Annotated in this window: 22 protein-coding genes and 11 pseudogenes; 13 read left to right on the top strand and 20 right to left on the bottom strand. The window is 66.4% G+C overall.

Annotated elements, in window-relative coordinates; genetic code table 11:
- Nucleotides 1–5: 5 nt before the first annotated feature.
- The 8 genes and pseudogenes from K0H76_RS18790 to K0H76_RS18825 all read right to left on the bottom strand — a co-directional run bounded on the left by K0H76_RS18790 (nt 6) and on the right by K0H76_RS18825 (nt 6261).
- Nucleotides 6–557 (bottom strand): hypothetical protein, encoded by a 552-nt coding sequence (locus tag K0H76_RS18790; protein ID WP_258933956.1) that lies wholly within the window; start codon nt 555–557, stop codon nt 6–8.
- On the bottom strand, nt 482–787 hold the full coding sequence (locus K0H76_RS18795; protein WP_258933957.1) for a hypothetical protein: 306 nt from the start codon (nt 785–787) through the stop codon (nt 482–484). The genes K0H76_RS18790 and K0H76_RS18795 overlap by 76 nt, the downstream gene beginning before the upstream one ends.
- Nucleotides 788–900: 113 nt before the next feature.
- The gene (locus K0H76_RS18800; RefSeq protein ID WP_258933958.1) at nt 901–1215 is read right to left on the bottom strand and encodes a hypothetical protein; all 315 of its coding nucleotides are present in this window, start codon (nt 1213–1215) and stop codon (nt 901–903) included.
- 55 nt (nt 1216–1270) lie between these two features.
- Nucleotides 1271–2689, bottom strand: a complete 1419-nt coding sequence (locus K0H76_RS18805) for a 2-hydroxycarboxylate transporter family protein (protein WP_258933959.1) — start codon at nt 2687–2689, stop codon at nt 1271–1273.
- 233 nt (nt 2690–2922) lie between these two features.
- The gene (locus tag K0H76_RS18810) at nt 2923–3435 is read right to left on the bottom strand and encodes a GntR family transcriptional regulator (protein WP_258933960.1); all 513 of its coding nucleotides are present in this window, start codon (nt 3433–3435) and stop codon (nt 2923–2925) included.
- 19 nt (nt 3436–3454) lie between these two features.
- Nucleotides 3455–4020 (bottom strand): annotated as a pseudogene (gene hpt / locus K0H76_RS18815) (hypoxanthine phosphoribosyltransferase).
- Nucleotides 4021–4628: 608 nt separating this feature from the next.
- Complete coding sequence (locus tag K0H76_RS18820; protein WP_258933961.1) at nt 4629–5093, bottom strand: hypothetical protein; 465 nt, start codon at nt 5091–5093, stop codon at nt 4629–4631.
- Nucleotides 5094–5096: 3 nt separating this feature from the next.
- Nucleotides 5097–6261, bottom strand: a pseudogene (locus K0H76_RS18825) (zinc-dependent metalloprotease).
- A gap of 38 nt (nt 6262–6299) precedes the next feature.
- Here K0H76_RS18825 and K0H76_RS18830 point away from each other — a divergent pair.
- A pseudogene (locus K0H76_RS18830) lies at nt 6300–7251 on the top strand (1,4-dihydroxy-2-naphthoyl-CoA synthase).
- Between the two features lie 40 nt (nt 7252–7291).
- On the opposite strand, the gene K0H76_RS18835 reads toward K0H76_RS18830, so the two are convergent.
- Complete coding sequence (locus tag K0H76_RS18835; protein WP_258933962.1) at nt 7292–7807, bottom strand: DNA-3-methyladenine glycosylase I; 516 nt, start codon at nt 7805–7807, stop codon at nt 7292–7294.
- Between the two features lie 250 nt (nt 7808–8057).
- On the opposite strand from K0H76_RS18835, the pseudogene K0H76_RS18840 reads away from it, so the two are divergent.
- The 5 genes and pseudogenes from K0H76_RS18840 (at nt 8058) to K0H76_RS18860 (ending at nt 10913) form a co-directional block, all read left to right on the top strand.
- Nucleotides 8058–8878: pseudogene (locus tag K0H76_RS18840) on the top strand (DUF4397 domain-containing protein).
- 206 nt (nt 8879–9084) lie between these two features.
- Nucleotides 9085–9573: a class F sortase gene (locus K0H76_RS18845; protein ID WP_258933963.1), complete on the top strand. Its 489-nt coding sequence runs from the start codon at nt 9085–9087 to the stop codon at nt 9571–9573.
- Between the two features lie 116 nt (nt 9574–9689).
- Nucleotides 9690–10172 (top strand): sigma-70 family RNA polymerase sigma factor, encoded by a 483-nt coding sequence (locus K0H76_RS18850; RefSeq protein WP_258933964.1) that lies wholly within the window; start codon nt 9690–9692, stop codon nt 10170–10172.
- On the top strand, nt 10165–10359 hold the full coding sequence (locus K0H76_RS18855) for a hypothetical protein (protein ID WP_258933965.1): 195 nt from the start codon (nt 10165–10167) through the stop codon (nt 10357–10359). Before K0H76_RS18850 ends, K0H76_RS18855 begins: the two co-directional genes overlap by 8 nt.
- A gap of 2 nt (nt 10360–10361) precedes the next feature.
- The gene (locus tag K0H76_RS18860) at nt 10362–10913 is read left to right on the top strand and encodes a hypothetical protein (protein WP_258933966.1); all 552 of its coding nucleotides are present in this window, start codon (nt 10362–10364) and stop codon (nt 10911–10913) included.
- A gap of 132 nt (nt 10914–11045) precedes the next feature.
- Here the strand turns inward: K0H76_RS18860 and K0H76_RS18865 are convergent.
- The 3 pseudogenes from K0H76_RS18865 to K0H76_RS18875 form a co-directional block, all read right to left on the bottom strand.
- A pseudogene (locus K0H76_RS18865) lies at nt 11046–12088 on the bottom strand (Gfo/Idh/MocA family oxidoreductase).
- A 216-nt stretch (nt 12089–12304) separates the two neighbouring features.
- Nucleotides 12305–13294: pseudogene (locus K0H76_RS18870) on the bottom strand (CNNM domain-containing protein); the annotation flags it as partial.
- A pseudogene (locus K0H76_RS18875) lies at nt 13291–14665 on the bottom strand (hemolysin family protein). The pseudogenes K0H76_RS18875 and K0H76_RS18870, both read right to left, overlap by 4 nt.
- 228 nt (nt 14666–14893) lie before the next feature.
- Between K0H76_RS18875 and K0H76_RS18880 the strand changes: the two are divergent.
- From K0H76_RS18880 to K0H76_RS18890, 3 genes and pseudogenes are all read left to right on the top strand, one after another.
- Entirely contained in the window at nt 14894–15337 is a 444-nt protein-coding gene (locus tag K0H76_RS18880) for a hypothetical protein (protein ID WP_258933967.1), read from the top strand.
- Between the two features lie 242 nt (nt 15338–15579).
- On the top strand, nt 15580–16032 hold the full coding sequence (locus K0H76_RS18885; RefSeq protein ID WP_258933968.1) for a hypothetical protein: 453 nt from the start codon (nt 15580–15582) through the stop codon (nt 16030–16032).
- A 102-nt stretch (nt 16033–16134) separates the two neighbouring features.
- A pseudogene (locus K0H76_RS18890) lies at nt 16135–17114 on the top strand (1,4-dihydroxy-2-naphthoate polyprenyltransferase).
- Nucleotides 17115–17216: 102 nt separating this feature from the next.
- On the opposite strand, the gene K0H76_RS18895 reads toward K0H76_RS18890, so the two are convergent.
- The 8 genes and pseudogenes from K0H76_RS18895 to K0H76_RS18930 all read right to left on the bottom strand — a co-directional run bounded on the left by K0H76_RS18895 (nt 17217) and on the right by K0H76_RS18930 (nt 22594).
- Nucleotides 17217–17441 carry a hypothetical protein gene (locus K0H76_RS18895; RefSeq protein ID WP_258933969.1) on the bottom strand — a complete coding sequence of 75 codons (225 nt, stop codon included), beginning with the start codon at nt 17439–17441 and terminating at the stop codon, nt 17217–17219.
- A gap of 15 nt (nt 17442–17456) precedes the next feature.
- A complete protein-coding gene (locus K0H76_RS18900; protein ID WP_258933970.1) occupies nt 17457–17999 on the bottom strand; it encodes a PLD nuclease N-terminal domain-containing protein in 543 nt (180 codons plus the stop codon).
- Nucleotides 18000–18058: 59 nt separating this feature from the next.
- Complete coding sequence (locus K0H76_RS18905) at nt 18059–18328, bottom strand: hypothetical protein (RefSeq protein WP_258933971.1); 270 nt, start codon at nt 18326–18328, stop codon at nt 18059–18061.
- 48 nt (nt 18329–18376) lie between these two features.
- Nucleotides 18377–19477, bottom strand: a pseudogene (gene ccsB / locus K0H76_RS18910) (c-type cytochrome biogenesis protein CcsB).
- A 198-nt stretch (nt 19478–19675) separates the two neighbouring features.
- A complete protein-coding gene (locus tag K0H76_RS18915; protein WP_258933972.1) occupies nt 19676–20797 on the bottom strand; it encodes a cytochrome c biogenesis protein ResB in 1122 nt (373 codons plus the stop codon).
- Entirely contained in the window at nt 20700–21218 is a 519-nt protein-coding gene (locus K0H76_RS18920) for a cytochrome c biogenesis protein ResB (protein ID WP_258933973.1), read from the bottom strand. The genes K0H76_RS18915 and K0H76_RS18920 overlap by 98 nt, the downstream gene beginning before the upstream one ends.
- Nucleotides 21218–21994 (bottom strand): annotated as a pseudogene (locus K0H76_RS18925) (cytochrome c biogenesis protein CcdA). The gene K0H76_RS18920 and the pseudogene K0H76_RS18925 overlap by 1 nt, the downstream one beginning before the upstream one ends.
- Nucleotides 21995–22138: 144 nt before the next feature.
- Nucleotides 22139–22594, bottom strand: a complete 456-nt coding sequence (locus K0H76_RS18930; protein ID WP_258933974.1) for a TlpA family protein disulfide reductase — start codon at nt 22592–22594, stop codon at nt 22139–22141.
- Nucleotides 22595–22851: 257 nt separating this feature from the next.
- On the opposite strand from K0H76_RS18930, the gene K0H76_RS18935 reads away from it, so the two are divergent.
- The 4 genes and pseudogenes from K0H76_RS18935 to K0H76_RS18950 form a co-directional block, all read left to right on the top strand.
- Nucleotides 22852–23019: a hypothetical protein gene (locus K0H76_RS18935; RefSeq protein WP_258933975.1), complete on the top strand. Its 168-nt coding sequence runs from the start codon at nt 22852–22854 to the stop codon at nt 23017–23019.
- 103 nt (nt 23020–23122) lie between these two features.
- Nucleotides 23123–23545 carry a hypothetical protein gene (locus tag K0H76_RS18940; protein ID WP_258933976.1) on the top strand — a complete coding sequence of 141 codons (423 nt, stop codon included), beginning with the start codon at nt 23123–23125 and terminating at the stop codon, nt 23543–23545.
- A complete protein-coding gene (locus K0H76_RS18945) occupies nt 23470–24189 on the top strand; it encodes an APC family permease (protein WP_258935480.1) in 720 nt (239 codons plus the stop codon). The genes K0H76_RS18940 and K0H76_RS18945 overlap by 76 nt, the downstream gene beginning before the upstream one ends.
- Before the next feature lie 40 nt (nt 24190–24229).
- A pseudogene (locus tag K0H76_RS18950) lies at nt 24230–24690 on the top strand (Lrp/AsnC family transcriptional regulator); the annotation flags it as partial.
- Nucleotides 24691–24873 lie beyond the last annotated feature (183 nt).

The raw sequence follows: 24873 nt of genomic DNA on the forward strand, positions 1-24873 counted from the left end.
AAGAGTCACGGCGCGGTTACCAGCATGCCCACCCCTGCCAGCAGCGCCGTGGCGACGAGCATGCCGACGATCACCGGCATCCATGATCCGGTGAGGTCGAAGGCGGCCCCTGCCAGCAGGGGTCCGGATCCCGCGCACAGGTAGCCCACGCCCTGAGCCATCCCGGAGAGCTGCCCCGCCTCATGGGTGGTGCTGGCGCGCAGGGTGATCATCGTGAGCGCGAGCAGCAGCATGGTGCCGGTGGAGAATCCGCCCAGCAGGGACCACAGCGGAACCAGCGCGGGCGCAGCAACCAGTCCGATGAGCGAGGCTGCCAGGCTCGTGCAGACGAGGGCGGCGACGAGCCGCTGGTCTCGGGAGCGCTGCAGGACCGGTCCCACCGTCAGGCTGGCCACGATGCCGATGCCCTGCCAGAGCGAGAGCATCCATCCGGCGTAGGCCTCCCCGATCCCCTGGTAGGCGAGCATGGAGGGATACCAGGTCAGCAGCAGGTAGAACAGAGTGGACTGGAGCGCGAAGTAGGCGGTGACCTGCCACGCGACGGCGGAGGTCCACACCGTGGACGAACGGGATGAGCCGCTGACGGCCGAGAGGGCAGCGCCCCGGTGGCGAGGTCCGGCTCACGAAGACGGACGGCCCACACGCCGGCGGCGATGAGCGCGATGAGCGCACCGGCGCCGAGGGCGAGCTCCCAGCCGGCGAGCCTGGAGATGGGCACCGCTGTGCCGGAGGCGAGCGCGGCGAAGCCTGCCATCGTGGCAGTGTAGAGGCCGGTCATGAATGGCACCCGGGTGGGGAAGTCGCGTTTGACGACGGCTAGGCACCAGGACGTTTCCGACGCCTATGGCCGCCGAGAGGATGACGGTGCCGCTGAGCAGCGAGAGCTGTGCGCTGGTGCTCTCATCGCCGGGCAGCGCCCCTGGCGGCAGGGACCTGAGGACAGTGCCATGGCGGCGAGGAGAAGCAGGGAGGCGAAGATGCTTCGTTCGAGTCCCCACCGAGCGGCGAGGCCCGCAACGAAGGGGAGATGACGCCGAAGCTCAGCACCGGGATGGCGCCGAGCAGGCCCAGCAGCGAGGGGCTGAGGCCGGTGTCCGTCCGTATCTGCTCCAGCAGGGGCCCGACCGCGCTGATGGCGGGGCGAAGGTTGGCGGCGACCACCAGCACGGTGGCCACCAGCAGAACCTGCGGCAGCCCAGACTTTTCTCGACTCACCACGCAGTTCTATCAGCTCCCTCGTCCCGCGGCCGACCGGATCGGGGCGAGAGGCTCAGCCGATCACGGGAAGGAGCAGGCTGACGACCAGCAGGACGATGGCGCCGCCGATGCGGGAGGACACCTGCAGGAACGGCATCAGTTCGAGGCGGTTCGCTGCGGAGACCACGGCGACGTCGCCGGTGCCTCCCATATCCGTCATGCCCATGCCGATGGCGATGGAGGTTTCCGCGTAGTACATCTTCACCAGCCAGCCCAGGGCGCCGGAGACGATCACTGCGGTCAGCACTGCCGCCAGGACCAGCACGGGGTAGCGCCAGTCGGACAGCAGCGCGCCGAGCTCGTCGAACTCGAAGTAGGTGATCGAGATGCCCACCAGCAGCGCCGGGGTCAGGGTTCCTGAGACGAATCCGAACCAGGTGGACACGGCATCCTCGAACGCGGCGGGCATGAGGCCGAAGATCTTGATGGTGGCGGCCAGCAGGATCGTCCACGCGTAGGCGTGCAGGCCGGGGACGAATTCTGCGATGAGGGTGCCCGCCAGGAAGAGGGTCGCAGCGGTGGTGAGGCCGATGGCCAGGACGTTGAACGTTCCGCCGGTGGGCTTGGGCTTCGCCTTGAACTGGTCAGCGCTGCCCTCCACGCGGACAATCTGGCCGTTGCCGTTGAACCCGAGGAAGAACTGCTGCCCCTTGTAGGTCATGCCGTTGAAGACGCCCGCGCAGAAGATGGTCAGAATGTTGGCGATGATCACCGCCGGGATCAGCTGCGCGACGAACGAGTAAGCGTCGCCGCCCAGCTGGTCGGCGTAGATGCCGGACATGGGCACGATGCCCGCACCGACGCCTCCGCCCATGACGGGGGCGGCGACGAACAGCACCGCTTCGCGCATGCCGAAGCCCAGCACAGCGCCCAGAGTTCCGATGAGCACGAAGACCACTGCGATGGTTCCCAGCAGCGGCACGGCGATGCGGGCGCAAACCTTCAGCAGCAGGGCACGGGGCATGCCGAGGATGGAGCCTGCGATGAGGCTGGCCACATAGAAGTCGATGAAGCCGATCTCACTGCCGTCGGTGAAGATCTCCATGTTCTCCGCAAATGACTCCGGGAACAGCCCGAAGTGCAGCAGGACGGTAGGCGTCAGGATCGCAAGGACGGTGGGAAGCCCGTAGTTGCGAAGCACCGGAACCCGTCCGCCGATCCAGTTCAGCAGCCCGCCCACCAGGATGACGACGGCGAAGCTTACCAGCATGGTGTTCGGGAGCACATCCAGCACCGCGCACGCGGCGATCACGACGAAGAAGATCGCAAACCAGTGGAGCGGCAGGCCCATGATGCGGGTCCACGACTCGGGCTTGTCGAACTCAGCTGAGGCTGCGGCCGCGGCGCCGTTGACGTCGGCGCTCGTCCCCTGGGGGCTGTCGGAAGTGTGGTTGCCGGGCACCGTTGCCCGGTCATGCGATTCGACGCTCACCGTCGCTCCTTCAAGGTCTAATGCAGGAGTGTTACCCACGTCACGTGGTGTGACCGGCGCTACATTAGCTTGGATTTTATAAAGTATCAAAGCTGGACATGGCAGAGGCGAAACCGTGGCCGATGTGCCGCTCGAGCTCCGCGGAGGCCGTCTCGGCATCGTAAGCGGACACTGCATCCGCGATTCTCCGGTGCTCCCCAGCGAGGCCCGCCCGCCGTCAGGGTCCCGGAAGATCAGCTGGGACGGATAGGGCATGCCCGCCCACAGCTGCTCGATGAATCCGACCAGCAGCTCGTCGCCGCTGAGCCGGTAGAGCCCGAAGTGAAACTGCTCATTCGTCTCAGCCCGCTGCTGGGAGTGGCTGCCGCCTCAGCATGCCGGATCAGGTCCTCGAGGATATGCTCCGTCTCGTCATCGGCCCGCTGAGCCGCCAGGCGCACTGCCATCGGCTCGAGCACGCGGCGCAGACGGTAGATCTGCTCAACCCGTGCAGGGGTGAGGTCTGCAATGCGGGTGCCGACATGCTCGTCGTGGACCGCATAGCCCTCGGACACCAGGCGCTTCAGCGCCTCGCGGATGGGCGTCAGGCTCATGCCCTCCATCTGGGCAAGCTTATTGAGGGTGACGCGCTCTCCGGGAGCGAGCTCGCCCGCCTGAATCTTCCTCCGAAGTGAGGCGTACGCTGCAGCCGCCTTGCTCAGCGGTAGGGGGACTCTGCCACCAGGGCCTCCAGGGGTCGTAGGCACGTTCGAGCCTACAGCAGGCCTAGTGAGGCAGATCACTCATACACGTGGGGGCAAGGATGCCGATGCAGCTGAGGTTGCGATACTTCTCCGCAAAGTCGAGGCCGTAGCCGACGACGAACTTATTGGGGATGTCGACGCCCACATACTTCACATCGATGTCGACCTTGACCGCCTCAGGCTTGCGAAGCAGCGTGCAGATCTCCACGCTGGCGGGTCCGCGCGACTCCAGGTTGGCCTTCAGCCACGACAGGGTGAGGCCGGAGTCGATGATGTCCTCGACGATGAGCACATGCTTGTCCGTCAGGTCCGTGTCGAGGTCCTTGAGGATGCGGACCACCCCGGAGGACTTGGTGCCGGAGCCGTAGGAGCTCACGGCCATCCAGTCCATGGAGAGGTGGCAGGTCAGGGCACGTGCCAGATCGGCCACCACCATCACTGCGCCCTTGAGGACTCCCACCAGAAGCACGTCTTTGCTTAAGCATAGTCGGCGTCGACCGCCGCCGCCAGCTCTCTGATGCGTTCGTCGATCTGCTCCTTGGTGAGCAGAACCTCTTCAAGATCAGCTGACACGTCATGGCTGTCCATGCGTTGCATGCTCCTTCTCAGCGGAACGGGTGGTAGGCGTGCACCTTCTGACTGCCTCATCCGGGCGACGGCGGAATGAGGATCAGTTTTCCATACTCCGAGGTTCCCGCGCACCCCGGTACACCGCAAGCTCACCCTCCAGCTGGACGGGTCCCCGGGACCGCCCGCCGTCGACCAGCCGGTCCACGGCCTGGATCCGCTCGAAGCTGGGCGCCGGCGCACCCGCAGCGACAGCCGCAAGTGCCACGATTCTGCGTCGGATCGCCGGGGGCTGGGCACGCAGGCCGGTGAGGCGCAGCCGAAGCGCACCGGAGGGTCGGGATCCTCCAGGAGTGTGGGAAAGATCTCCTTCGCCTGCTCCTCCAGATAGGCGGCATCCTCCGCGGCGATGGACGCGGTCCGGGCCAAGGCGTCCTTGATCGTAGGGCTCAGACGCTCCTGCAGGTGGGGCATGATCTCGGTCCGCAGCCGGGAGCGCAGGTAACGCGGGTCGCTGTTCGCAGGATCGGTCCACCAGCTCAGACCGTGGTGGAGGCATATGGCTTCCGTCTCTGCCCGCGAAAGGCCCAGAAGAGGTAGGCGGTAGGGCCCGCGGACTGCCGGAATGCTTAAGCCAGGGATCGGGTGCCGGATCCTCGTGCCAGCCCGAGAAGAACCTGCTCCGCCTGGTCATCCTTGGTGTGGGCGGTGAGCAGCCGGACTGCGCCGAGCTCCTTCATCGCTGACCTGAACGCAGCGTATCGGCCGGTCCGGGCAGCGGCTTCGGGCCCCTGGGGACTGCTGGTCAACCGCTGCAGGCACAATGCGCACCGGCTCCAGACCGAGGGCCTTGAGCTGACGCACCGCCTGGCCGGAGATCTCCACACTGCGGGGGTGCAGGTGGTGGTCGACGACGACTGCGCCCACTCGGGTATTCCGGTGCGGGTGGCGTCCTTGCGATGGTGCCATGCTGCGGCGGCCGCCAGAGCCAGAGAGTCAGCGCCTCCGGAGCACCCGACGAGGTTCAGCTCCCCTTCGGCCAGGGACTCGGCGACGGCCCGGCGAGCGGCATGGAGCGCAGCGGGAGCTGCCACCGCTCAGCCTCCGAACGTGATGGTGCCGGTGTCGGAGAGCCTGGGCAGCCGAAGGCGTTCGACCCATTCCTCGGGCCGGTGGATCTCCTCCTCGGTGGGCAGATGCTCGGGTCTCTGCCACACGGTGTTGAACTGGTCCATACCGACCAGCTCCACGACCCGGGAGACGAAGGACTGGCCGTCCTTGTACTGGGCTGCCTTCTTGTCCAGCTGCAGAAGCCGTCGGATGAGCTTCTGCAGGGCACTGCGGTGCTTGCTGCGGTCGTTGAACCGCCGCCGGATGGTCTTCACGGAGGGCACGATCTCGGCGTCGACGGCGTCCATGACGACATTGGCATGGCCTTCCAGGAGGCTCATCACCGCGGTCAGCCGGCTGAGAATCTGCTGCTGCTCGGGCGTCTGGATGGCGCTGATCAGCTCATTGCGGCCCGGACGGCCCCCTCTGCGCAGCTCGGAGCGCAGCTGCTTGACCGTCTCGGCGAAGCGCTGGGGCAGGGAGTCGGCGTCCTCCATGGTGGACACGGAGAGTTCGGTGATCTGCCCGCGGAGGTAGTCGGCCATCCATGGGGCTGCCGCGAACTGCACGCGGTGGGTCTGCTCATGCAGACAGACCCATAGGCGGAAGTCGTCCCTGTCCACGTTGAGCTCGTGGGCGATGGCCGCCACGTTGGGAGCGGTGAGCAGCAGGCGCGACTGCTCGAACGGCTCGAACTGTCCCAGCACCTGCGCGGAGAGGTAGCCCAGAATGGCGCCGAGCTCAGCGCCTGCGGCGGAGGCTCCGAGGATCTGGCCGGTGGACGCCTGCCCGTTCAGCAGCTCCGGCTTGTTCCTCACCGCGGCGTGCAGCGCGGGTCCCAGCAGCTGACGGAAGGTTTCGGCGTTCGCGCGGGCCCACCCGGCCCTGTCTACGATCAGGACGTCGCTGAGGTCTTCGCCGAGGCCTTCGGCTGCGGCGATGCCGGTGATGCGGTGCACATGCGGCACAGCATCGGACGCGGCCTGCCGGAGGGCCTGCACCTCTGCCCGTGCGCGGGCGGGCTTCATTCTGGGGCTAAGCCGGGATGAGCCGTGCGGCCGTCTTCTCGGCGATGTCCCAGTTGATGAGCAGGTCTGCGGCCTCGTCCTGGGTGATGTCCGGCTGCTGCCCGACGTCCGGCGTTGTCCTCATGGACCCACAGTACTGCGCGGTCAGTAGACTCGTCTGCTGTGACAGACTCTCAGCTTCCAGCCCAGGTCTCCGACGTCTTCGATCCGCACCGGTGGCGGACTGTGGAAGGCATCGAGTTCACCGACATCACCTACCACCGGCAGGTCGAGGCGGGATGCTGAGGGCCGTGGTCCGAGATCTCCCGGCGGTGCGGATCGCCTTCGACCGCCCTGAGGTCCGCAACGCCTTTCGGCCGCACACGGTGGACGAGCTGTTCCGGGCGCTGGACCACGCGCGCATGACCTCGGATGTGGGTGCGGTGCTGCTGACCGGCAACGGCCCGTCGGCGAAGGACGGCGGGCACTCGTTCTGCTCCGGCGGCGACCAGCGGATCCGCGGGCGCGACGGCTACCGGTACGCGGAGGGCGACACTGCGGAGACCGTGGATCCGGCGCGCGTAACCGCCTTCACATCCTGGAGGTTCAGCGGCTCATCCGCACCATGCCGAAGGTGGTGATCGCGGTGGTCAACGGCTGGGCGGCCGGAGGGGCCACTCGCTGCATGTGGTGGCTGACCTGACCATTGCCTCCCGGGAGCATGGGAAGTTCAAGCAGACCGACGCGACCGTGGGCTCCTTCGACGCTTAGCTACGGGTCCATGCTCCTGGCCCGGCAGGTGGGGCAGAAGAAGGCCCGCGAGATCTTCTTCCTCGCTCGGGAGCATTCTGCGCAGGAGATGGTCGAAGCCGGTGCTGTGAATGAGGCGGTGGATCATGACCGTCTTGAGGAGACGGCCCTGTCCTATGCGCGTGACATAGCCAAACAGTCTCCGCAGGCTGTCCGGATGCTGAAGTTCGCATTCAACGCCGCCGACGACGGGCTGGCTTACCAGCAGGTCTTCGCCGGTGAGGCGACCCGCATGGCGTACATGACCGATGAGGCAGTGGAAGGCCGTGACTCGTTCCTGCAGAAGCGTGATGCCGACTGGTCTGCCTTCCCGCACTACTACTAGGCGGCACGCTCGGACGCCAGTGGCTCGGCGGCGTCCCGGCTCAGGGCCGAGCGAACTCTGCCCTGGCCCGGTCCACGGCGGGCCAGGTCGCGCAGGCGCGGAGATGATCGTTGAGCAGACCCATGGACTGCATGAACGCGAAGATCGTGGTGGGGCCGAGGAACGTCCATCCCCGGGCTTTGAGCTCCTTGGCCATGGCGACTGACGCGGGCGAGGTCGTCATGGCCTGCGCCTCGCCCAGCTCGTCCGAGCGGGGTTCATACGACCAGATGAAGGCCGCGAGGCTCCCTTCGTCTTCGACGAGCTCCTCGCAGCGGCGTGCATTGTTGATGATCGCCTCGATCTTGGACCTGTTCCGGACGATGCCCGCGTCAGCGAGGAGGCGCCCGACGTCGTCCTCCCCGAACCGCGCGACCGTCTCGGCGTGAAAACCTGCGAAGGCTGCTCGAAAATTCTCGCGCTTGCTGAGGATGGTTCGCCAGCTCAGGCCCGACTGGAAGCTCTCCAGGCAGAGCTTCTCGAAGAGTCTCCGGTCGTCTGCGACGGGAAACCCCATTCGGCGTCGTGGTACTCCCGCAGCTCAGGGGACTGCTCGGCCCAGGCGCAGCGGGTCATCGAGCAGATCGTCGCGGCTTGCGGGGACTCGGAGCCATAGCGACAGGGTACTCAAGGATCATGCGGATATGACCCTGCAGAAGTTTTTTCGGACGACGTGCAACCTTTCTCGTCCCGCGACGGTAGTCCTGATGTGAGCACAACAATGTGACCACAATCACTGCCACCAGGCACTAGCAAAGGACACGGTCATGCGTAAATCATTGCCCCTCGCCGCCACTGCCGCTCTCGGTCTGGCAATTGTCGGAACTGCCGCACCTGCCCACGCAGACGAGCATGAAGACTCTGCCGCACACCTCTCCGTTCTGCACGCCGTCCCCGACCTCCCGGTCGACGTCTATGTGGACGGTGACCTGACCCTCGACGACTTCATGCCCGGGGACCTCGCCGGACCTCTGGAGCTTCCGGTAGGCGACTATGAAGTCGCCATCACTGCGGCCGACGCCGAGGACGATTCCGACCCCGTCCTGGGCCCGGTGAGCGTCTCCTTGGATGAGGGCATGAACTACACCGCCGCCGCACACCTGGACGCTGACGGCGAGCCGACCGTGACTCCCTTCGTCAACGACACCTCCGACATCGCAGCGGGCGAGGGCCGCCTGACGGTCCGCCACACCGCCGCCGCCCCGAAGTGGACATCTGGGCCGACGGAGAGGTCGCCGTCGAGGCCCTCGCCAACCCCGATGAGGCGACCCTCGACCTTCCCGCAGGAAGCCTTGAGGCAGCCGTCTCACTCGCCGGTGAGAGCGACCCGGTCCTCGGTCCGCAGGCCCTGGACGTGGCGGAGGGCTCCAACACCATCGTCTACGCCTGGGGCTCAGCCGAGGACGGAACCCTCGATCTGGCCACCCAGGTCGTCGACGGCATGCACTCGGCTCCGGACGGCGTGCCGACCGGCAACGTGCAGGTGCCCGGCCAGCAGTCGCAGCTCGCACTGATCGCAGGTGTGGGCCTGCTCGGACTCATGGGAGTAAGCGCCGCCGTGCTGGGCATCCGGCGAGCCCGCGCCTGATATGGGCGCTCGCCGATTCGCCGAGGCTCCGCGGGCAGCCGCAGCGCTCACCGCTGCGCTGCTGGGGGCAGCCTGCTCGCGGGCTGCTCCGCCGGTGCGGCCGAAGCCGACGGTGAGCGCCTCCCCTCCTCCCTGCCCCGGAGAGCTCGGTGCAGCCCATGAGCTCTTCGGGGCAGGGGCGAGAGGACCCTTCGGCAGAGGTGCCCGTGCAGTCGGCTTCCCTCGACGGCACGACGACCGCTGCTGCCGCACCTGTTCTGCTGGACTACCCGGACATCGATGCCGATATCCCGGTGCGCCCCTACGGCGTCTCCGCAGACGGTCAGATGGACGTCCCCGACGATGCGGCGGTTGCCGCCTGGTACCAGTTCGGCAAGACGCCTACCGACGGTGTGGGCACCACCGTGATCGCCGCCCACGCAGGCTCCGAGGAGACCCCGATCGGTCCGCTCTACGCACTGACGGAGGCACGGCCCGGTGACGAGGTCACGGTCACCGACGAGGACGGCGAGGAGCACCGCTATGAGGTGTCGGAGGTCGAGCAGCTCGGCAAGGACGGCCTGGACTTCGCTCCCTTCTTCGAGCGCACCGGCGATCACCGATTGGTGATGATCACCTGCGGAGGCCAATGGATCGCGGAGGAGAGCAGTTATGCTGACAACGTCATAGTGATCGCCGAGCCTGTGCAGCGGTGATGCGCATCGAGGTCCGCGCGCACCGCATCGCCGCACAGCTGCCGACGGGCGACTGAGGAGGCACTCTGGACAGGGAAAGCCTGGGAGCCAGGTTCGCAGTAAGCGACGAGGACGCCATGCGTGAGCTCTTTGCTGCGCACGGGTCGCTGATCTTCTCCCTGTGCCTGAGCGCCCTGCGTCACCGTCAGGACGCAGAGGACGCCGCGCAGCAGGTCTTCGTGCGCGCCTGGCGATTCCGGGAGTCCTATGATCCGGCCAAGCCGCCGGGAGCGTGGCTGACAGGGATTGCCCGACGAGTCATCACCGACACGTTCCACGCCCGCCAGCGGAACCAGCGATCAGCCGAAGTAAGCGGCGCCGCTTTTCTCCACGCGGCACCCGACCAGCCGATCGAGACCGTGGTGGACCAGGTGACGGTTCATCAGGCGATCAGTGAATTGGGACCGCCGCAGGATGAGATCCTCCGGATGGCCTACGGGCAGGACCTTCCGGTGCGGACCATCTCCGAGCGGCTGAGCATGCCGGTGGGGACCGTCAAATCGCACATGCACCGCGGGCTGGCCCGACTGCGCAGGACATTGGAGGTGACTCATGACTGACCATCAGCACAGCGAGGAGACCTTCGCCGCCGAGGGCCACCTCACCGACGCCGCGCTCGCCGCCGCAGCCTCCGGGTCCGCCGGCGCCTGGGACGGCCTGGACCACACCGCTGCCGAAGGTCATCTGCAGCGGTGCCCCTGTGCGCTGGCCAGGTCACAGCCACGCACCGCGTCATCACGGCACTAGCAGTGCCCAGCCCGCTGGAATCAGCGCCCGAGGGCCTGTGGGATCGCATCGCCGAGGAGCTTCAGATCAGCCCCGCCGCTGGTGAGGACGCCGAGTCCGCCCACGGCGTATCTGCAGCCCGCGGGGCCCCTGCCGGAGGCTCGGAGGCCTCCCACCACGACCGCATCGCGACCGTGCATCAGCTGAGGCCACGCCGTACGGCGAGCTCGCGATGGATGCCGGTTCTGGCAGCGGCCGCAGCGGGACTCATAGTCGGCGGGGCCGCAGTGACGCTGTGGGTCAATGCCGTCGAAGAGGAGGAGCAGCCGCCTGCGGCTGATGCGCCGGCCGTGGTCGGAGGCGCCTCACTGGAGCCTGTGGCGAGCGACGACCTCACCGGTGAGGCACAGATGGTCGACCGCGGAGACAGGGTGCTCGAACTGACGGTGGACCTCAGCGGGACCGCAGATCCAGCCGACGGCTACTTTGAGGTCTGGCTCCGCGACGAGGAGGCCAGCCAGCTGATCTCCTGGGCGCTGCAACGGCAGAGTCCACCACGCTCCAGGTCCCGGTAAGCATCGACCTTTCGGAGTACCCGATCGTGGACGTCTCGCACGAGCACTTCGACGGCGATCCCAACCACAGCGGGACAACCCTGGCGGCCGGTCCGATGGAGGGCGCCGACGAGTAGGGTAGGCGGCTGATCCTCAGCCTCCCTGCCGCTGCTGTGCGGTGTGGATGCGCTCGATGATCGCCATCACCTCAGCCGATTCCCTGGGATCGACGGGCAGGGGTCCACCCGCAGGAGTGCATCGGCAAGAAGCGTGTAGAAGGCGGGGTACTGGCCCGCAGGGCTCGACGCGCTGGTCGGACTCACCCGCGCCGAGCGTTCCCCATGACTCTTGGGGCTCGAGGCCGTAGTCGGCGTCGGTGACCGCGCCATGCGGCTTTGAGGAAGCCCTCCTGGGAGTCGAGACCCCACTTCGTATAGGCGGCCTTCGAGCCGATGACGTGGAATCTCAGGCCCATTCGTGGGGCAAGCCCGTTCATCGACAGGTGGGACCTTGTCCCTGACGTGTGCTCGAGCGCTACGAAGACGTCGTCGTCGGCAGCCCGCCGGGGCGGTGGGTCGTCACTTCAGCGGTGACTTCGGCGACCGGCCCGAAGAGCTGCAGAGCCTGGTCGATCAGGTGCGGCCCGAGGTCATAGAGGATCCCGCCGCCCTGTTCGACGGTGGACTCCGCCTTCCAGGACTTCGTCAGCTCCGGCTTCCACCATTCGAACCGGGACTCGAAGCGGCGGACGCTGCCCAGTAAGCCGTCGTCGATCAGTCGGCGCAGGGTGAGGAAGTCTGCATCCCACCGCCGGTTCTGGAAGACCGTGAGCGGCACTCCCAGGCGCTCGGCCTGGGCCACGAGTGCGGATCCTTCCGCTGCATCAAGGACGAAGGGTTTGTCCACCACCACTGCAATGCCGCGGTCCAGCGCCTCAGCGGCCAGTGGCGCGTGCGATGCCGGAGGGTTCCGATGATGACGAGATCGAGCTCCATGGACCACAGCTGCGACGGGTCGGGGACCACTTTCGCCTCAGGGTGCTGCTGCCGGGCCAGCTGAGACCGCTCCGGGTTCCCGGTGACGATCGCGTCGATGCGGTACTCGTCGTCGGCCGCAACCGGGGGCCCGTGGAACACCTGCCCTGCCAGGCCGAAGCCGATCAGTGCGGTGCGCAGCGGCGCAGTCCTCGTGGTCATGTGATGGTCCTCTCTGATCAGCGAGTCAGCCCTGGCTCGAGCCTACCCTCCTGATCCTCGCCGATGACCTGCGGCATGAGCGCGGGAGGATGTTTGTCACCGGCGTAGGGCAGTTCGGGGACGCTCTCTGCCGCAAGGAGCCGCTCGGGCGGAGCAGCCGAGGGCGTCAGTCGGTGCGTGGAGTGCCCGCAGCGTGCTGCTCAACTGCTTAAGCCAGACCTGCTTCAGGACGTCGGCCCAGGTGATGACCCCTGTGAATCGCTCATCGGTCCGGACGACGACGAGCTGCTCGCTGTTCTCACGCATTCTCCGGAACACCTCATACACCGAGGTTCCCGCCTCCACGGCGAGAGCGGGGCGCGCGAACCCCTCAGTAAGCTCGTCCCCTTCCGCTTGGAGCGTGTCCCTGACGTGGACGACCATGGGGGACGCGGATGCCTCCGGGCCGATGAGGATCCTGAGGTGGCCGCTCGTCTGCGCGGCACGCTGAACGTCCGCTGCCGTCGCTGCGGTAGGCACCTGGGTCGGAGCACCGCTGCGTGTGGCCAGCACATCGTCGACGGTGAGAGATTCCAGCCCGATGAAGCGTGCCATCTGAGAGCCTGCATCCACGTCCAGCACACCGGCCTGAGTGGAGTCCTCCACCAGCTGACGGATGGTCTCGGAGTCATAGCCTGCCGCCGCTGCGCGGTTGATCGGCTCCACTCCGGCTGCAGAGACGAGCCTGTTCGCCATGCTGTTGATCCAGGTCAGCAGCGGCCTGAACAGTCCGATGAAGGCCCAGTAAGCAGCGCAATGACGCGAGCTGCACGCTCAGGATGCGCGATGGCCCACGACTTCGGCGTCATCTCACCCACCACAAGGTGGAGGAAGGTCACCAGAACGAGAGCCAGGCCGAACGCTGCGGCGTCAGCCATCCACGGCGAGAACCCCATGCGTCGAACATGGGCGTCATGGCGTAGTGAACCATAAGCTTCGTGACGGCGCCGAGGGCGAAGGTGCACGCCGTGATGCCCAGCTGCGCACCGGCAAGCATGATGGTGAGCTCGTTGAGGCTTCGCACGGCTGCCCGCGAGGACGCGCTCGAGGGGCAGCGTCCTCCAGGCGGTGCCGCCGTGCCGCAAGCAGGGAGAATTCGATGATGACGAAGAAGGCAGAGAGGACGATCAGCCCCGCCGTGATCGCGATGACGCTCAGTGCGCTCATCGAGGACCCTCCGACTCAGTGCTCTGCCCGGACCTGATCGACAGGGCCAGCCGGTGCGGAACGTGCCGATCAATGCTCAGGACAGTGACACGCAGCTCGCGCGTCAAGACCTCATCCTCGTCGTAGTCGGAGGACGCCAGCGGCATCTCGAGCGTGACAGTCTCACCGACGTCCAGAAGGTCCCCAGCGTGGCTCAGCAGCAGTCCGGAGAGCGTCTCGTAGTCCCCTGGGGCAGGTCGCAGCCCAAGCGTCGCTCCACCTCGTCGAGGTGGACGTCGGCATGGGCCTGCCAGCTCCCGGCGGAGATTTCGATGAGATCCTCGGGCTCCTCATCGTCATGCTCGTCCGTGATCTCGCCGAAGATCTCCTCGGCTAAGTCCTCCACCGTCACGATTCCGGCGAACCCCCGTACTCGTCAATGACGCAGGCCATGGCCGAGGTGCTGCTCTCCAACTTCTTCACCGCTTCCGGCAGAGGCATGACGGTCGGGACGATCACCGGCTCACGCATCAGCTCTGTGACAGCAGAGCTGTCGGGGAGGGCCGAGGTGAGGAGGTCCAGGAGGTGGACGACGCCGATGGGCTGGTCATCTGCATCCACGACCGGGTACCGGGTATGCCCGTCGGCCATCAGTGTGCGCACCTCGCCGACGGTGGTCCGAGGCTGGACGCTGTCGGCCCGCGAGCGCGGGATCATGGCGTGCTCCACATCGTGCTGCGGGAAGTCCAGCACGCGATCCAGCGCCAGGTACATCTCTTCCGGGAGCTCTCCGGCGACTCGGGAGCTCGCGACGATGTATTCGAGGTCTTCGGCGGTGGCGCGGGTGTCCACGTCATGCACGGGCTCGACGCGCATCAGTCTCAGCAGCGCGTTCGCTGCGACGTCGAAGACGCTGATGAGCCACCCGAACACCAGAAGGTAGGCCCTGGTCGATCTCGCCATGCCCTTCGCCAGGGGTCCGGGGTTGGCAATGGCGTAGTTCTTCGGAAACAGCTCTCCGAAGATCATCTGCACCACCGTGGAGACCGCGAGAGCGAGCGTTGTTCCCACCCCGATGCTGACTGCCGCAGGAACGCCTGCACCGCCGAACAGCACCCCCAGCGAGCGGCCGATGAGGGGCTCGGCGACTGTTCCGACGAGCAGGCCGGTGACAGTGATCCCGAGCTGCGCCCCGGAAAGCATGAAGGACGTTCGGCGTGTGACGTTCAGTGCCCGGGCGGCTGAGCGGTCACCGGCTGCGGCCTGGGCGCGCAGCTTGTTCCGATCCACCGACATGTAGGCGAATTCCTGAGCGACGAAGTAACCATTCGCCGCAATGATGAACAACGTGAGAATGACTCCTGCGAGAAGAGTCAGCAATGCAGTCAGCATGGATTATTCGCTGACGTGCGTTGATCAATTTCCACTGAAGTGGAAACACCTCCTGAGCGATGTGACCTGAACACTCCACATCATAAGCTCCCGTATGGGGCTCCGCCACACGCCTGCGAGTGGCGAGACTCTGATGAGCCGAGCAGCTCGCAGGCTCCGCACAGCGTCGCGCCGAGGTGCGGATACTCTGGTCGCATGAATGGTTGGGCAGATCGGCTCCTCCACGCCGTGGACGAGGCGCTGAACGATGACTCCCAGGCCCTCGAGCTCCTTCCGTCTCAGCCGGGGCAGCATCCGTCGTGGATGCCTCGCCGGGACGCCGCGGCTCACGGTGCCGCTGCCGTGGTCCGCACCTCAGGGTCCACCGGCACCCCCAAAGAGACCCTCCTTCCGGCCGATGCTCTCCGCGCCTCTGCCGCGATGACTGCCCAGGCCCTCGGCGGGCATGGACAGTGGCTGCTCACTCTGCAGCCCTCCTACGTGGCCGGACTGGCGGTCCTTACCCGCTCACTGGTCGCAGGCACGGCGCCGGTCCCGCTCCTGGAGCGCACCACCGATCCCAGCGCGTTCGTCTCCGCGGCCGGACGCCTCACCGCGGAGCGCCGCTTCGTCTCCTGGTTCCCACCCAGCTCCAGCGGCTCCTCGAGGAGGCAGACCCCCAGCGGAGGATGACGAGCCAGCACAAGCACGGCCCTGAGGAGCTGCTGGAGGTGCTGCGCAGCTTCAGCGCAGTCCTGCTGGGAGGCGCCCCACCTCCCCGGAGCTGTTCGACCGCGCTCAGGACCTCGGCATCAGCGTGGTGCGCACCTACGGGATGGCCGAGACATGCGGCGGGTGCGTCTACGACGGGACCCCCTGCCGGGCGTCACGATGGAGACCGATAATGAGGGCCGGGTCCTGCTCTCCGGCCCCAGGTGGCCCTCGGGTACACCGACCCGGACCTCACCGCCGAGAAGTTCGACTCTCCCACCCCCGGTGCCCGCAGATTCCGCACCGACGACATCGGCACCATCCGACAGAACACCCTGAGCATCACGGGCCGGGTCGACGACGTCATCAACACCGGCGGGGTCAAAGTCTCAGCCGCCCAGATCCAACAGGTCCTCCAGCGTCAGCCCCAGGTCACAGACGCGTTCGTCGTAAGCGTCGCCGACCCGGAGTGGGGCCAGAAGGTGTGCGCCGCCGTCGTCCTCTCGCACGTCAGCCGCACCCACCCATCGATCGCTTCCCTCAACGATGCCGTCCGTGAAGAGCTCGGCGCTGCGGCCGTGCCCAAGCACTATGAACTGGTGAGCACCCTGCCCCAGCTTCCCAACGGAAAGCCCGACCGCCAGCAGCTGCTGACCCTCCTGCAGTCCGGGGACTGAATCCGATCCACTGCGCGTTCGGAGGCAATGCGCCATACTTTTGGGGTTCCCCAGGCGGCACAGGCCGTCAGCATCGAGGCATCACAACGAGTTGGAGGCTCAGTGGCGACAGTGAAGCAGTGGGCGGCCGGAGCCCGGCCCCGGACTCTTCCGATGGCGGTGGCGCCCGTGCTCATCGGCGCGTCAGCAGGGCTCGCTCAGGAGATCAGGGTCGGATGGTTCGCCGAGGCTCCGCTCTCAGGGGCAGACTATTCCCCTGAGAGCCCTGCTGCAGGAATCTATGCCGTCCAGTGGGCTGCTGCCCTTCTCGCCCTGGTCGTCTCGTTGGCCCTGCAGGTCGGCGTGAACTACGCGAACGACTACTCGGACGGAATCCGCGGCACCGACGACGCCCGGGTGGGCCCGCTGCGGCTCACCGGGTCCGGCGCGGCGCGGCCTGCCCGGGTGAAGCGGGCCGCCTTCCTGAGCTTCGGCGTCGCCGGGGCGGCAGGTCTGGGCATTGTTCTGCTCACCGGCCACTGGTGGCTCATCGCGGCCGGAGTGGTGTGCATCCTCGCCGCCTGGTGGTACACCGGCGGGAGCAGGCCCTACGGCTACATGGGGCTGGGCGAGATCATGGTGTTCATCTTCTTCGGCCTGGTCGCCACAGCCGGAACGGCATTCGCCGTCGTGGAAGCCGCCTCAGCCCAGGGGCCGCAGTCAGCTTCCCGCACGAGGTGTGGATCGGAGCCGTCGGCCACGGCCTGATCGCCTCAGCCCTGCTGATGGCGAACAACATCCGCGACGTCCCTACAGACCGCGAGTCGGGGAAGCTGACGCTGGCGGTGCGCATCGGCGACAGGCGCGCCCGCGGCGCCTACGTCGCCATGCTCGGACTCCCGTTCCTGCTTCCCCTCGTCCTTGTCCCGAGCAGTGCGGCGTTTCTGATTCCCGTCGCCCTTCTCATCAGCTGCCTGCCCGCCGGGCGGCGCATTCTGGACCCCTCGGTGACGGGGCCCGCGCTGATACCCGTCCTGCAGCAGACCTCCCTCGTCGGACTGGCGTTCGCCGCCTCGTTCTCTGCGGCGCTCCTCCTGAGCTGAACGCCCAGTGCGCAGAGGAAGACCCCGGCGGGATCACGTCCCAGCCGGGGCCTTCCTCTCATACTGCTCCTGCCCTGTGGGTCAGGGATGCTGGTCAGGCTGTCAGGCCTTGTTCATCGCAGCGACGATGATGGCGATGATTCCGCCGATCACCGGGAAGATGAGTGCCAGAATCGTCAGCAGGATCTTCGGCACGGTGCCGAGCGCTGATTTCCACACCATCACAACAGCGATGATGAAGACGATCAGACCGATGATGCCGACGCCGCCCAGCAGCCCGCCATCGGCAGCGGCGAGAGTGGTTCCGGCGAGCAGTGCTTCAGCCATAGTGGGTGCAACTCCTTAGATGCGTTGTTCATGTACTGAACGTGAGCATGGCATTCTGCCCTTAGTGCCAGTTGACCGAATGCTGAAGGATGCCTGAGCGCTGGGTCTACGTATTCGGGTGGGCGGGAGGCTCGTCGTCCGGGGCGGCCGTGCCCGAATCGGCCTCGCCCGCATCAGCCTCGCCTCCGGAGGCGTCCCCTCGGCGTCGCGCTTCTTCTGGTCACGCTGCTTCTTCCTGCGCTCCTCTTCGCGTCGCCTGCGGTCCTCTTCCTCGCGACGCTGCGTCTGCCGCCTGCGAAACTCCACGCCCCGCAGGAACTCAGGGTCATCGTCGGGGCTGGAGGGACGCTGCTGCTGAGCCTCAGGGCCCTGCTTCCGCATCCTGCCGAAGAACAGCCACAGAAGCGGGCCGATCAGCGGGACGAGGATGATGACGGCGATCCAGGCGAACTTGGACATCACCCGCACCCGGTGGCGCGGGGTCTGTAGGGACTCAATCAGGGTGAAGATCGTCAGCGCGAGGGCGACAACACCGAGTCCGAGCAGCAGTCGAGGCATACCCTCAAGGGTAGATCACGGGGGCCTTCAGAGCCTCAGCGAGCGGTCGAATATTCCCCTCAGCGATCAGGCCCGGAGCCGGGGCTGTCCTGCTCCCGGTGGAACTGCTCCGCGAGCTCGTCCTCGGCGCTGTTGTCGTGGGCCTCTGTCCGAGACTCCGGACGGTGCCCGTCCATGCGGCGCCCGAACTGCAAGCTCGCCGCCAGGCGCAGGCGGTTGAAGAAGAGGAAGCCGACCGCGTAGGAGACGATCAGGCCCATCGCCATCGCCAGCAGCGCACCCGGCAGGGCCTCCAGCGGCAGGGCGTAGAACGAGGCGAAGAACACCACCAGGAAGACGCCGAGGCGGATGAGGAGAACTTCACAATGGCCATGGGATCACTCCGGCAGACCTGCGTAGGAGTGCAGGCCCGGGAAGTAGACGTTGACCACTGCGTAGTTGAAGACGATGCAGGCGAAGCCGATGATGCTCAGCCATGCGGAGCGGGTGCCGGTCCATCCTCGGGTGGCGCGGGCATGCAGATAGCAGGCGTAGACCACCCAGATGACGAACGTCCAGATCTCTTTGGTGTCCCAGCCCCAGTACCTGCCCCAGGACTGCTGGGCCCAGATCGCACCGGTGATCATGGGGCCGAGGGTCCAGAACACGAACGCCACAGCGTTGAGCCGGTAGGACCAGTTCTCGAGGGAGAACGCGTTGGGAACCAAACGCAGGAACGAGGTGCGTGCAAGAGTGCGCTCAGCACCGGAGGGGCCCGCCTCTGCCAGGGCCTTCTCGCGCTTGGCCTGGATCAGCTGCAGCACGTTCATCGCAAAGGTGATCACGAACAGTCCGATGGCCATCGACGCCAGGGACACGTGGATCGCAATCCAGGGGACTGCAGGGTAGCTGCACGTGGCCGATGGGGGTCGGGAAGACGATGGTGGCCACTATCATCATCGTGACGATCAGTCCGAGCACGAACGTGCCCAGGAAGCGCAGGTCGCGCCGAATGAGGGTCACCAGATACACCGCTGTGACCAGCACGGCTGTGGAGACCAGGAACTCGTACATGTTGCCCATCGGCCACCTGTTGGCCGCCAGGCCGCGGGCAGCCACGGCAAAGGCATGGGCGGCGAGCGCCACGGCGGTCAGTGCCACCGCAGCGTTGGCGAGCGGACGGCGCGCGCCGGTGTAGGCCATGTCGTTGTCGACCAGCTCGTCGTCCATCGCGGACTTGTCCGGCAAGTCCTGCGCCTCGGCCGGGGCGTCGCTGCGCCTGCCGCGACGAGGCTGCTCTGCCGCTCTGCGGCCTGCTCCTCGGCGAGCTCGGCCTCCACCCGGCGGATGGTCGCGGAGGACCGGGCCGCATCGATGGTGAAGAGGATGAACGCAAGCGTATAGATGAACGCTGCGATGAGCATGAACAGCTCGGAGTATTCGGCCAGCTCCACATTGATGGTGGGCTGATCCGCCGGTGCCGTAGCGAGTGTGATCATTGTCAGCTGCCTCGTGTCTCTGTGGGGCTGTCTGCCGGATTGGGCCTGTCCTGCTGCTGGGCGTCAGGGGCCGCACCGGCCAGTTCTCTTCCAGCTGCGTGCGCAGTGCGATGCTCTCCTCACGCAGTGTGAAGTCCTCGCCGCGGGAGAGCAGGCCGTAGCGAACCAGTGTACGCCCGGCGTCTGTGCGTTCGACCGTCACCCAGGCTCGCGGCGGCGCAGGAAAAGGCTGCCCAGCAGGCCTCCGGTGGCCAGGAGCGCGAACGCCAGCACGCCCAGCTCTCCGGGGTTGTAGGTGATGTCTATGGCGATGTAGTCCTGCACGTCGTGGAACTCGATCTCGCCGAGCCCGTCCGGCAGCTCCTGGACCTCGCCCGGCGAGAGGACGACTCCGCCTGCGTCGACTTCGCGGGAGTTGAGGACGTCAAGGTCTTCGGTGTCCAGCACGTAGACGTTCTGGGGCAGGCCGTCATCGAGGCCGAGATCCCCGTAGTAGGAGTTCAGGTGAAGCTCAGGGTTGCCGAGCTCCGGGTCCACGCTGACAGCCATGCCGTCGCCGGCGTCCACGGCAGACGGAAGGAAGAGGCCCTGGAATCCCAGCTGCTCCGGGTTAGCATCCGGCGCTTTGACGACCATCATCGAGGTGTAGGTGCTGTCGTCCGGCCGGGTGATGACCGGGCCCGAGAAGGCGACCTCCCCCTCGCCGTCGCGTACGGTGATCACCGGGGCGTATCCGTTGCCGACCAGGTACAGGTTGGCGCCGCCCAGGGTCACGGGGTGGTTGACGCGCAGCGTGGTCTCCTCCGGCTCGGCGTCTGCGCCGTCCTGCACAGTGACATCTGCGGTGAAGTCGATGGCGCTGCCGAAGCCTTCGCTGGGCTCACCGTCAGCATCGAGCTGCCGGTCGAACGTCCTGTCGAAGCCGTTGAGCTGAATGCCGAAGGGGTCCAGCTGGCCCTCTTGGAACCATGCGCCCGGGTAGAAGTTGTCATAGGCGGCGAGCGCGTTGACGAAGCCCTCATCCTCGACGATGACCTTCTGGCCGCGGTAGCTGAAGAGCGAGCCCAGCGCCACGCAGATCAGCACGCCGACGAGGGAGACGTGGAAGATGATGTTGCCGACCTCTTTGAGGTACCCCTTCTCCGCGCCGACGGAGCCGGTCCCGTCCTCCTCCGCCCGGATGTCGGTGCGGTAGCCGCGCTTCTTGAGCACCCCTGCGGCATCACGCAGCGTCTGCTCGGGGGCGGGGCGTCGTCCTCCAGCTCCAGGGCGCCGTATTCGGGCAGCCGCTGGAGCCGTTTGGGGTCCGCGGCGGCGCACTCCTCATCTGCTGCCAGTGCTTGCGCGCCCGCGGGATGATGCAGCCGATGAGGCTGATGAACAGCAGCAGGTAGATCGCACTGAACCAGAAGCTGCTGTAGACGTCGAAGAACTGCAGGCTGTCGAGGATGGGGCCCCACGTGGGGTTGTCCTCCATCCAGGTCTGCACGGCGAAGTCGTCCTGGAGCCGCTGCGGGAACAGGGATCCGGGCACGGCGGCGACAGCGAGCAGGAGCAGCAGCATCAGGGCGGTGCGCATGCTGGTCAGCTGGGTCCAGGCCCAGCGCAGCAGACCCACGAAGCCCAGAGTAGGCGCGTCGCCCTGGCGGCGGGGCCGGGGCTCGCCGGATGCTTCGTTCATCGCGTCCTCACGGGCGTTGTCCCGGTGGGCGGAGGGCACGACGTCGTATCTTCTGCTCATCAGATGGGCATCACAATCTCGGTGGTGAACCAGTCTTGGAGGGCCCAGACCCAGGTGTTCCAGAGCCCGGTGACCATCAGCACTCCGATGGCGATGAGTATGCCGCCGCCGGTGCGCATCACGGCGGCCTTGTGCCGCTTGAAGAAGTCCAGGGCGCGCATGCCGCGCTGCAGGCCCAGGCTGATCAGGATGAATGGGACGCCGAGGCCCAGGCAGTAGATGAAGACCAGCAGGGCTCCCGCGCGGGCTCGCTGCCGTAGGTGAGGGTGAGGACCGCAGCGAGGGTGGGCCCGATGCAGGGGCCCAGCCGATGCCGAAGGTGGCGCCCAGCAGAGGTGCGCCCAGCAGTCCGTCCGGCGGACGCCGGTGAATCTTGGCTTCCCGCTGGAAGAGGCTGAAGGCGCCCATGAAGATCAGCCCCATCAGGATCACCACCGCGCCGAGGGCCTGGGTGACCCAGCCGCCCTCGACCCGCAGCCAAGTGGTGGCATACGTGAAGACGGCGCCGATGAGTACGAAGACGATGCTGAACCCCAGGACGAAGAGAGCGGACCCTGCCACCATGCGCGGCCGGGGCCGATCCGTCAGCGCCGTGCCGGAGAGTCCTGTGACGTAGCCGAGATACCCGGGGACCAGGGGCAGCACGCAGGGCGAGAGGAAGCTGACCAGTCCCGCGATGAGCGCCACGGGGCTGCCACCAGAAAGCTGCCGTCGAAGATGATCTCGGCGAACCGGTTGTTGGAGACCGCGAGCGCAGGCAGGAGGCTCAGACTCATCCCTCGTCCAGGGCGGTGTCGATCAGGGCTCGCAGCGTTCCAGGGTCCACCAGGCCGATGATCCTGGCGGAGACGCGTCCCTCACGGTCGACCACAAGGGTGGTGGGGACAGCCGAGGGGGCACATAGTCGGTCACGGCGAGCATCACGGAGCCGCCGCGGTCCTCGATGGAGGGTAGGTGATGTCGAAGTTCCGCTCGAACGCCTCAGCGGTGGGCTGGGTGTCGCGCGTGTTCACTCCGAGGAACTGCACGCCGTCGTCGGCGAAGTCCTCGTTGATCTCCTGGAGGTCCGGGGCCTCCTTGCGGCACGGCGGGCAGTTCGCGTACCAGAAGTTCACCACGGAGACCTCGCCCTGGAAGGTGTCCTCGCTGATCTGGTCGCCGTCGAAGGTCTCCGCCTCGAAGGCGAGCGCCTCGCCGCGGCTCTCCGGAGCGTACTCCTCCACCGTGCCGTCCCCGGCCACGTAGTTGGTGCCGTCGTTGGAGGCCCGCTGTGCCAGATCATCGTTCTCGGAGCCGCAGGCGGTGACGACGAACGCAGCGCAGAGCGCGGCCGCGGTCAGGGCACGTGAGGCGTGAGGGGCACGACGGCGAAACATCACCTGTGAATTCTACCGGCGGTAGAAAACATCCGCCATGCGGGCTTCGTCACCGCCCCACCGGAACTGCGGGCAGCTGCTCGACTGCCTGTGCGGATCATGATTCCGAAGAATTGAGGTCATGCGAGAAACGATTTGATGGTGAAACGCGCCATTCACAACTCGTATCGAAGCCAATATGCGCATAGGCTCTCGGTTCAGTGACATCGATCACGCTGAGCACGCACTCGCAGTCCCGCGACAGAGGAGAGACACCGATGCCCCAGAGCACCACCACCCTGAAACGCACCCTGGGCCTGCCGTCGGCGGTGTTCTTCGGCCTGGCCTACATGGTGCCGCTGACCGTGTTCACCACCTACGGCATCGTCACTGAGATCACAGCCGGGCACCTTCCCTGGCCTATGTCTTCACGCTGGCCGCCATGATCGTGACCGCGCTGGCCTACGCCAACATGGTGAAGGCGTTTCCGATCGCATAAGCTCCGCCTACACCTACACCCAGCAGTCCTTCGGCTCCGGCATCGGCTTCATGGCCGGGTGGGCCCTGCTGCTCGACTACCTCTTCCTTCCGATGATCAATTTCATGGTCATCGGGCTCTACCTCAACGCCGCGCTTCCGCAGCTGCCTGTGTGGCTGATCATCATCGTGACCATCGTGCTGGTCACCGCGATGAACGTGCTGGGCATCAAGGTTGCCGCCGGGCTCAACAGTGCCCTGGTCGGCATTCAGGCTGTCTTCATCGTCGTGTTCGCTGTGATGAGCTTCGCAGCCGTCTCCGGCTACGCCGAGCCGATCAGCCCCTTGAGCCGTTCCGCAACGCCGACTTCGAATTCACCGCGATCGCTGCCGGTGCGGCCATCCTGTGCCTGTCGTTCCTGGGATTCGACGCCGTCTCCACTCTCTCCGAGGAGACGCGCAACCCCACCAAGACGATCCCTCGCGCCATCGTGATCTGCACCCTGTCCGCCGGAGCGATCTTCGTGTTCATCTCGTGGCTGGGCCACATGGTCTTCCCCGACTACGGCTCGTTCACCGACGCCGATACGGCTGCCGTCGACGTGATGACGCAGGTAGGCGGACCATTCCTCGCCGCCTTCTTCACCGCGGCCTACGTGGCCGGGGCGATCGCCTCCGCGACGGCATCGCAGGTATCGGTCTCTCGCATCCTCTTCACCATGGGAAGGGACGGGGTCCTTCCGCGCGGGGTCTTCGCCGTGCTGCACCAGCGCTTCCGCACACCGTATGCGGCCGCGCTCATCGTCGGCGGCGTCTCCCTGCTGGCACTGATCTTCCCGCTGGAGCTGGCCTCCTCCATGATCAGCTTCGGCGCCCTGATCGCCTTCAGCTTCGTGAATCTCAGCGTGCTGAAGCACTACGCCATCAATCAGCGCCGGTACAGGGGCTACGACGCAGTGAAGTACGTCGCGCTGCCTGTCATCGGCGTGGGCCTCTGCCTCTGGCTGTGGACCTCACTGACCGCCGAAACGTTTGCGGTCGGGCTCGGATGGGTGACGATCGGCTTCGTGTGGCTGCTGTTCCTCACACGCGGTCTGCGTCGCCCCACACCGACCCTCGATCTGACAGAGTCCGCCTGACCTGCCGCCGGTGCGGCCCCAGCGTGAAAGACTCTCAGCCATGGCTAAGCAGAAGGCGACTGCGGTCGAACTGGATGAGACCTCAAAGAGGATCATCGAGCACCTCCAGCAGGACGGCAGGCGCTCCTACTCATCCATAGGCAAGGACGTCGGCCTCTCCGAAGCCGCCGTGCGGCAGCGAGTCCAGAGACTCACCGACCAGGGCATCATCCAGATCGTCGCTGTCACGAACCCCCTGGAACTGGGCTTCCCCGTCAGGCCATGATCGGCATCAAGGTCGCGGGGCCGCTGGAGCCGGTGGCCGAGGTGCTCGAGGCATATGACGAGGTGGACTACGTCGTGATCACAGCCGGAACCTTCGACCTGCTCGTCGAGGTCGTCTGCGAAGACGATGAGCACCTCCTCGACATCATTTCCCGCCGCATACGCACCATCGACGGAGTCATCGCCACGGAGACGTTCATGTACCTGGGTCTGCGCAAGCAAACCTACACGTGGGGTGCGCTGAGGCTGAGCGGGCCGCTCAGAGAACCTTGGAGAGGAACTGCTTGGTCCTCTCATGCTGAGGGTCTGTGAAGATCTGTGCTTGCGGGCCGTCCTCAATGATGCGCCCCCGTCCAGCACCACCACCCGGTCAGCCACCTCTTGGGCGAAGCCCATCTCGTGGCTGACGACGATCATCGT

Source organism: Nesterenkonia pannonica (assembly GCF_019575955.1).
In the GTDB taxonomy this organism is placed as follows: domain Bacteria; phylum Actinomycetota; class Actinomycetes; order Actinomycetales; family Micrococcaceae; genus Nesterenkonia; species Nesterenkonia pannonica.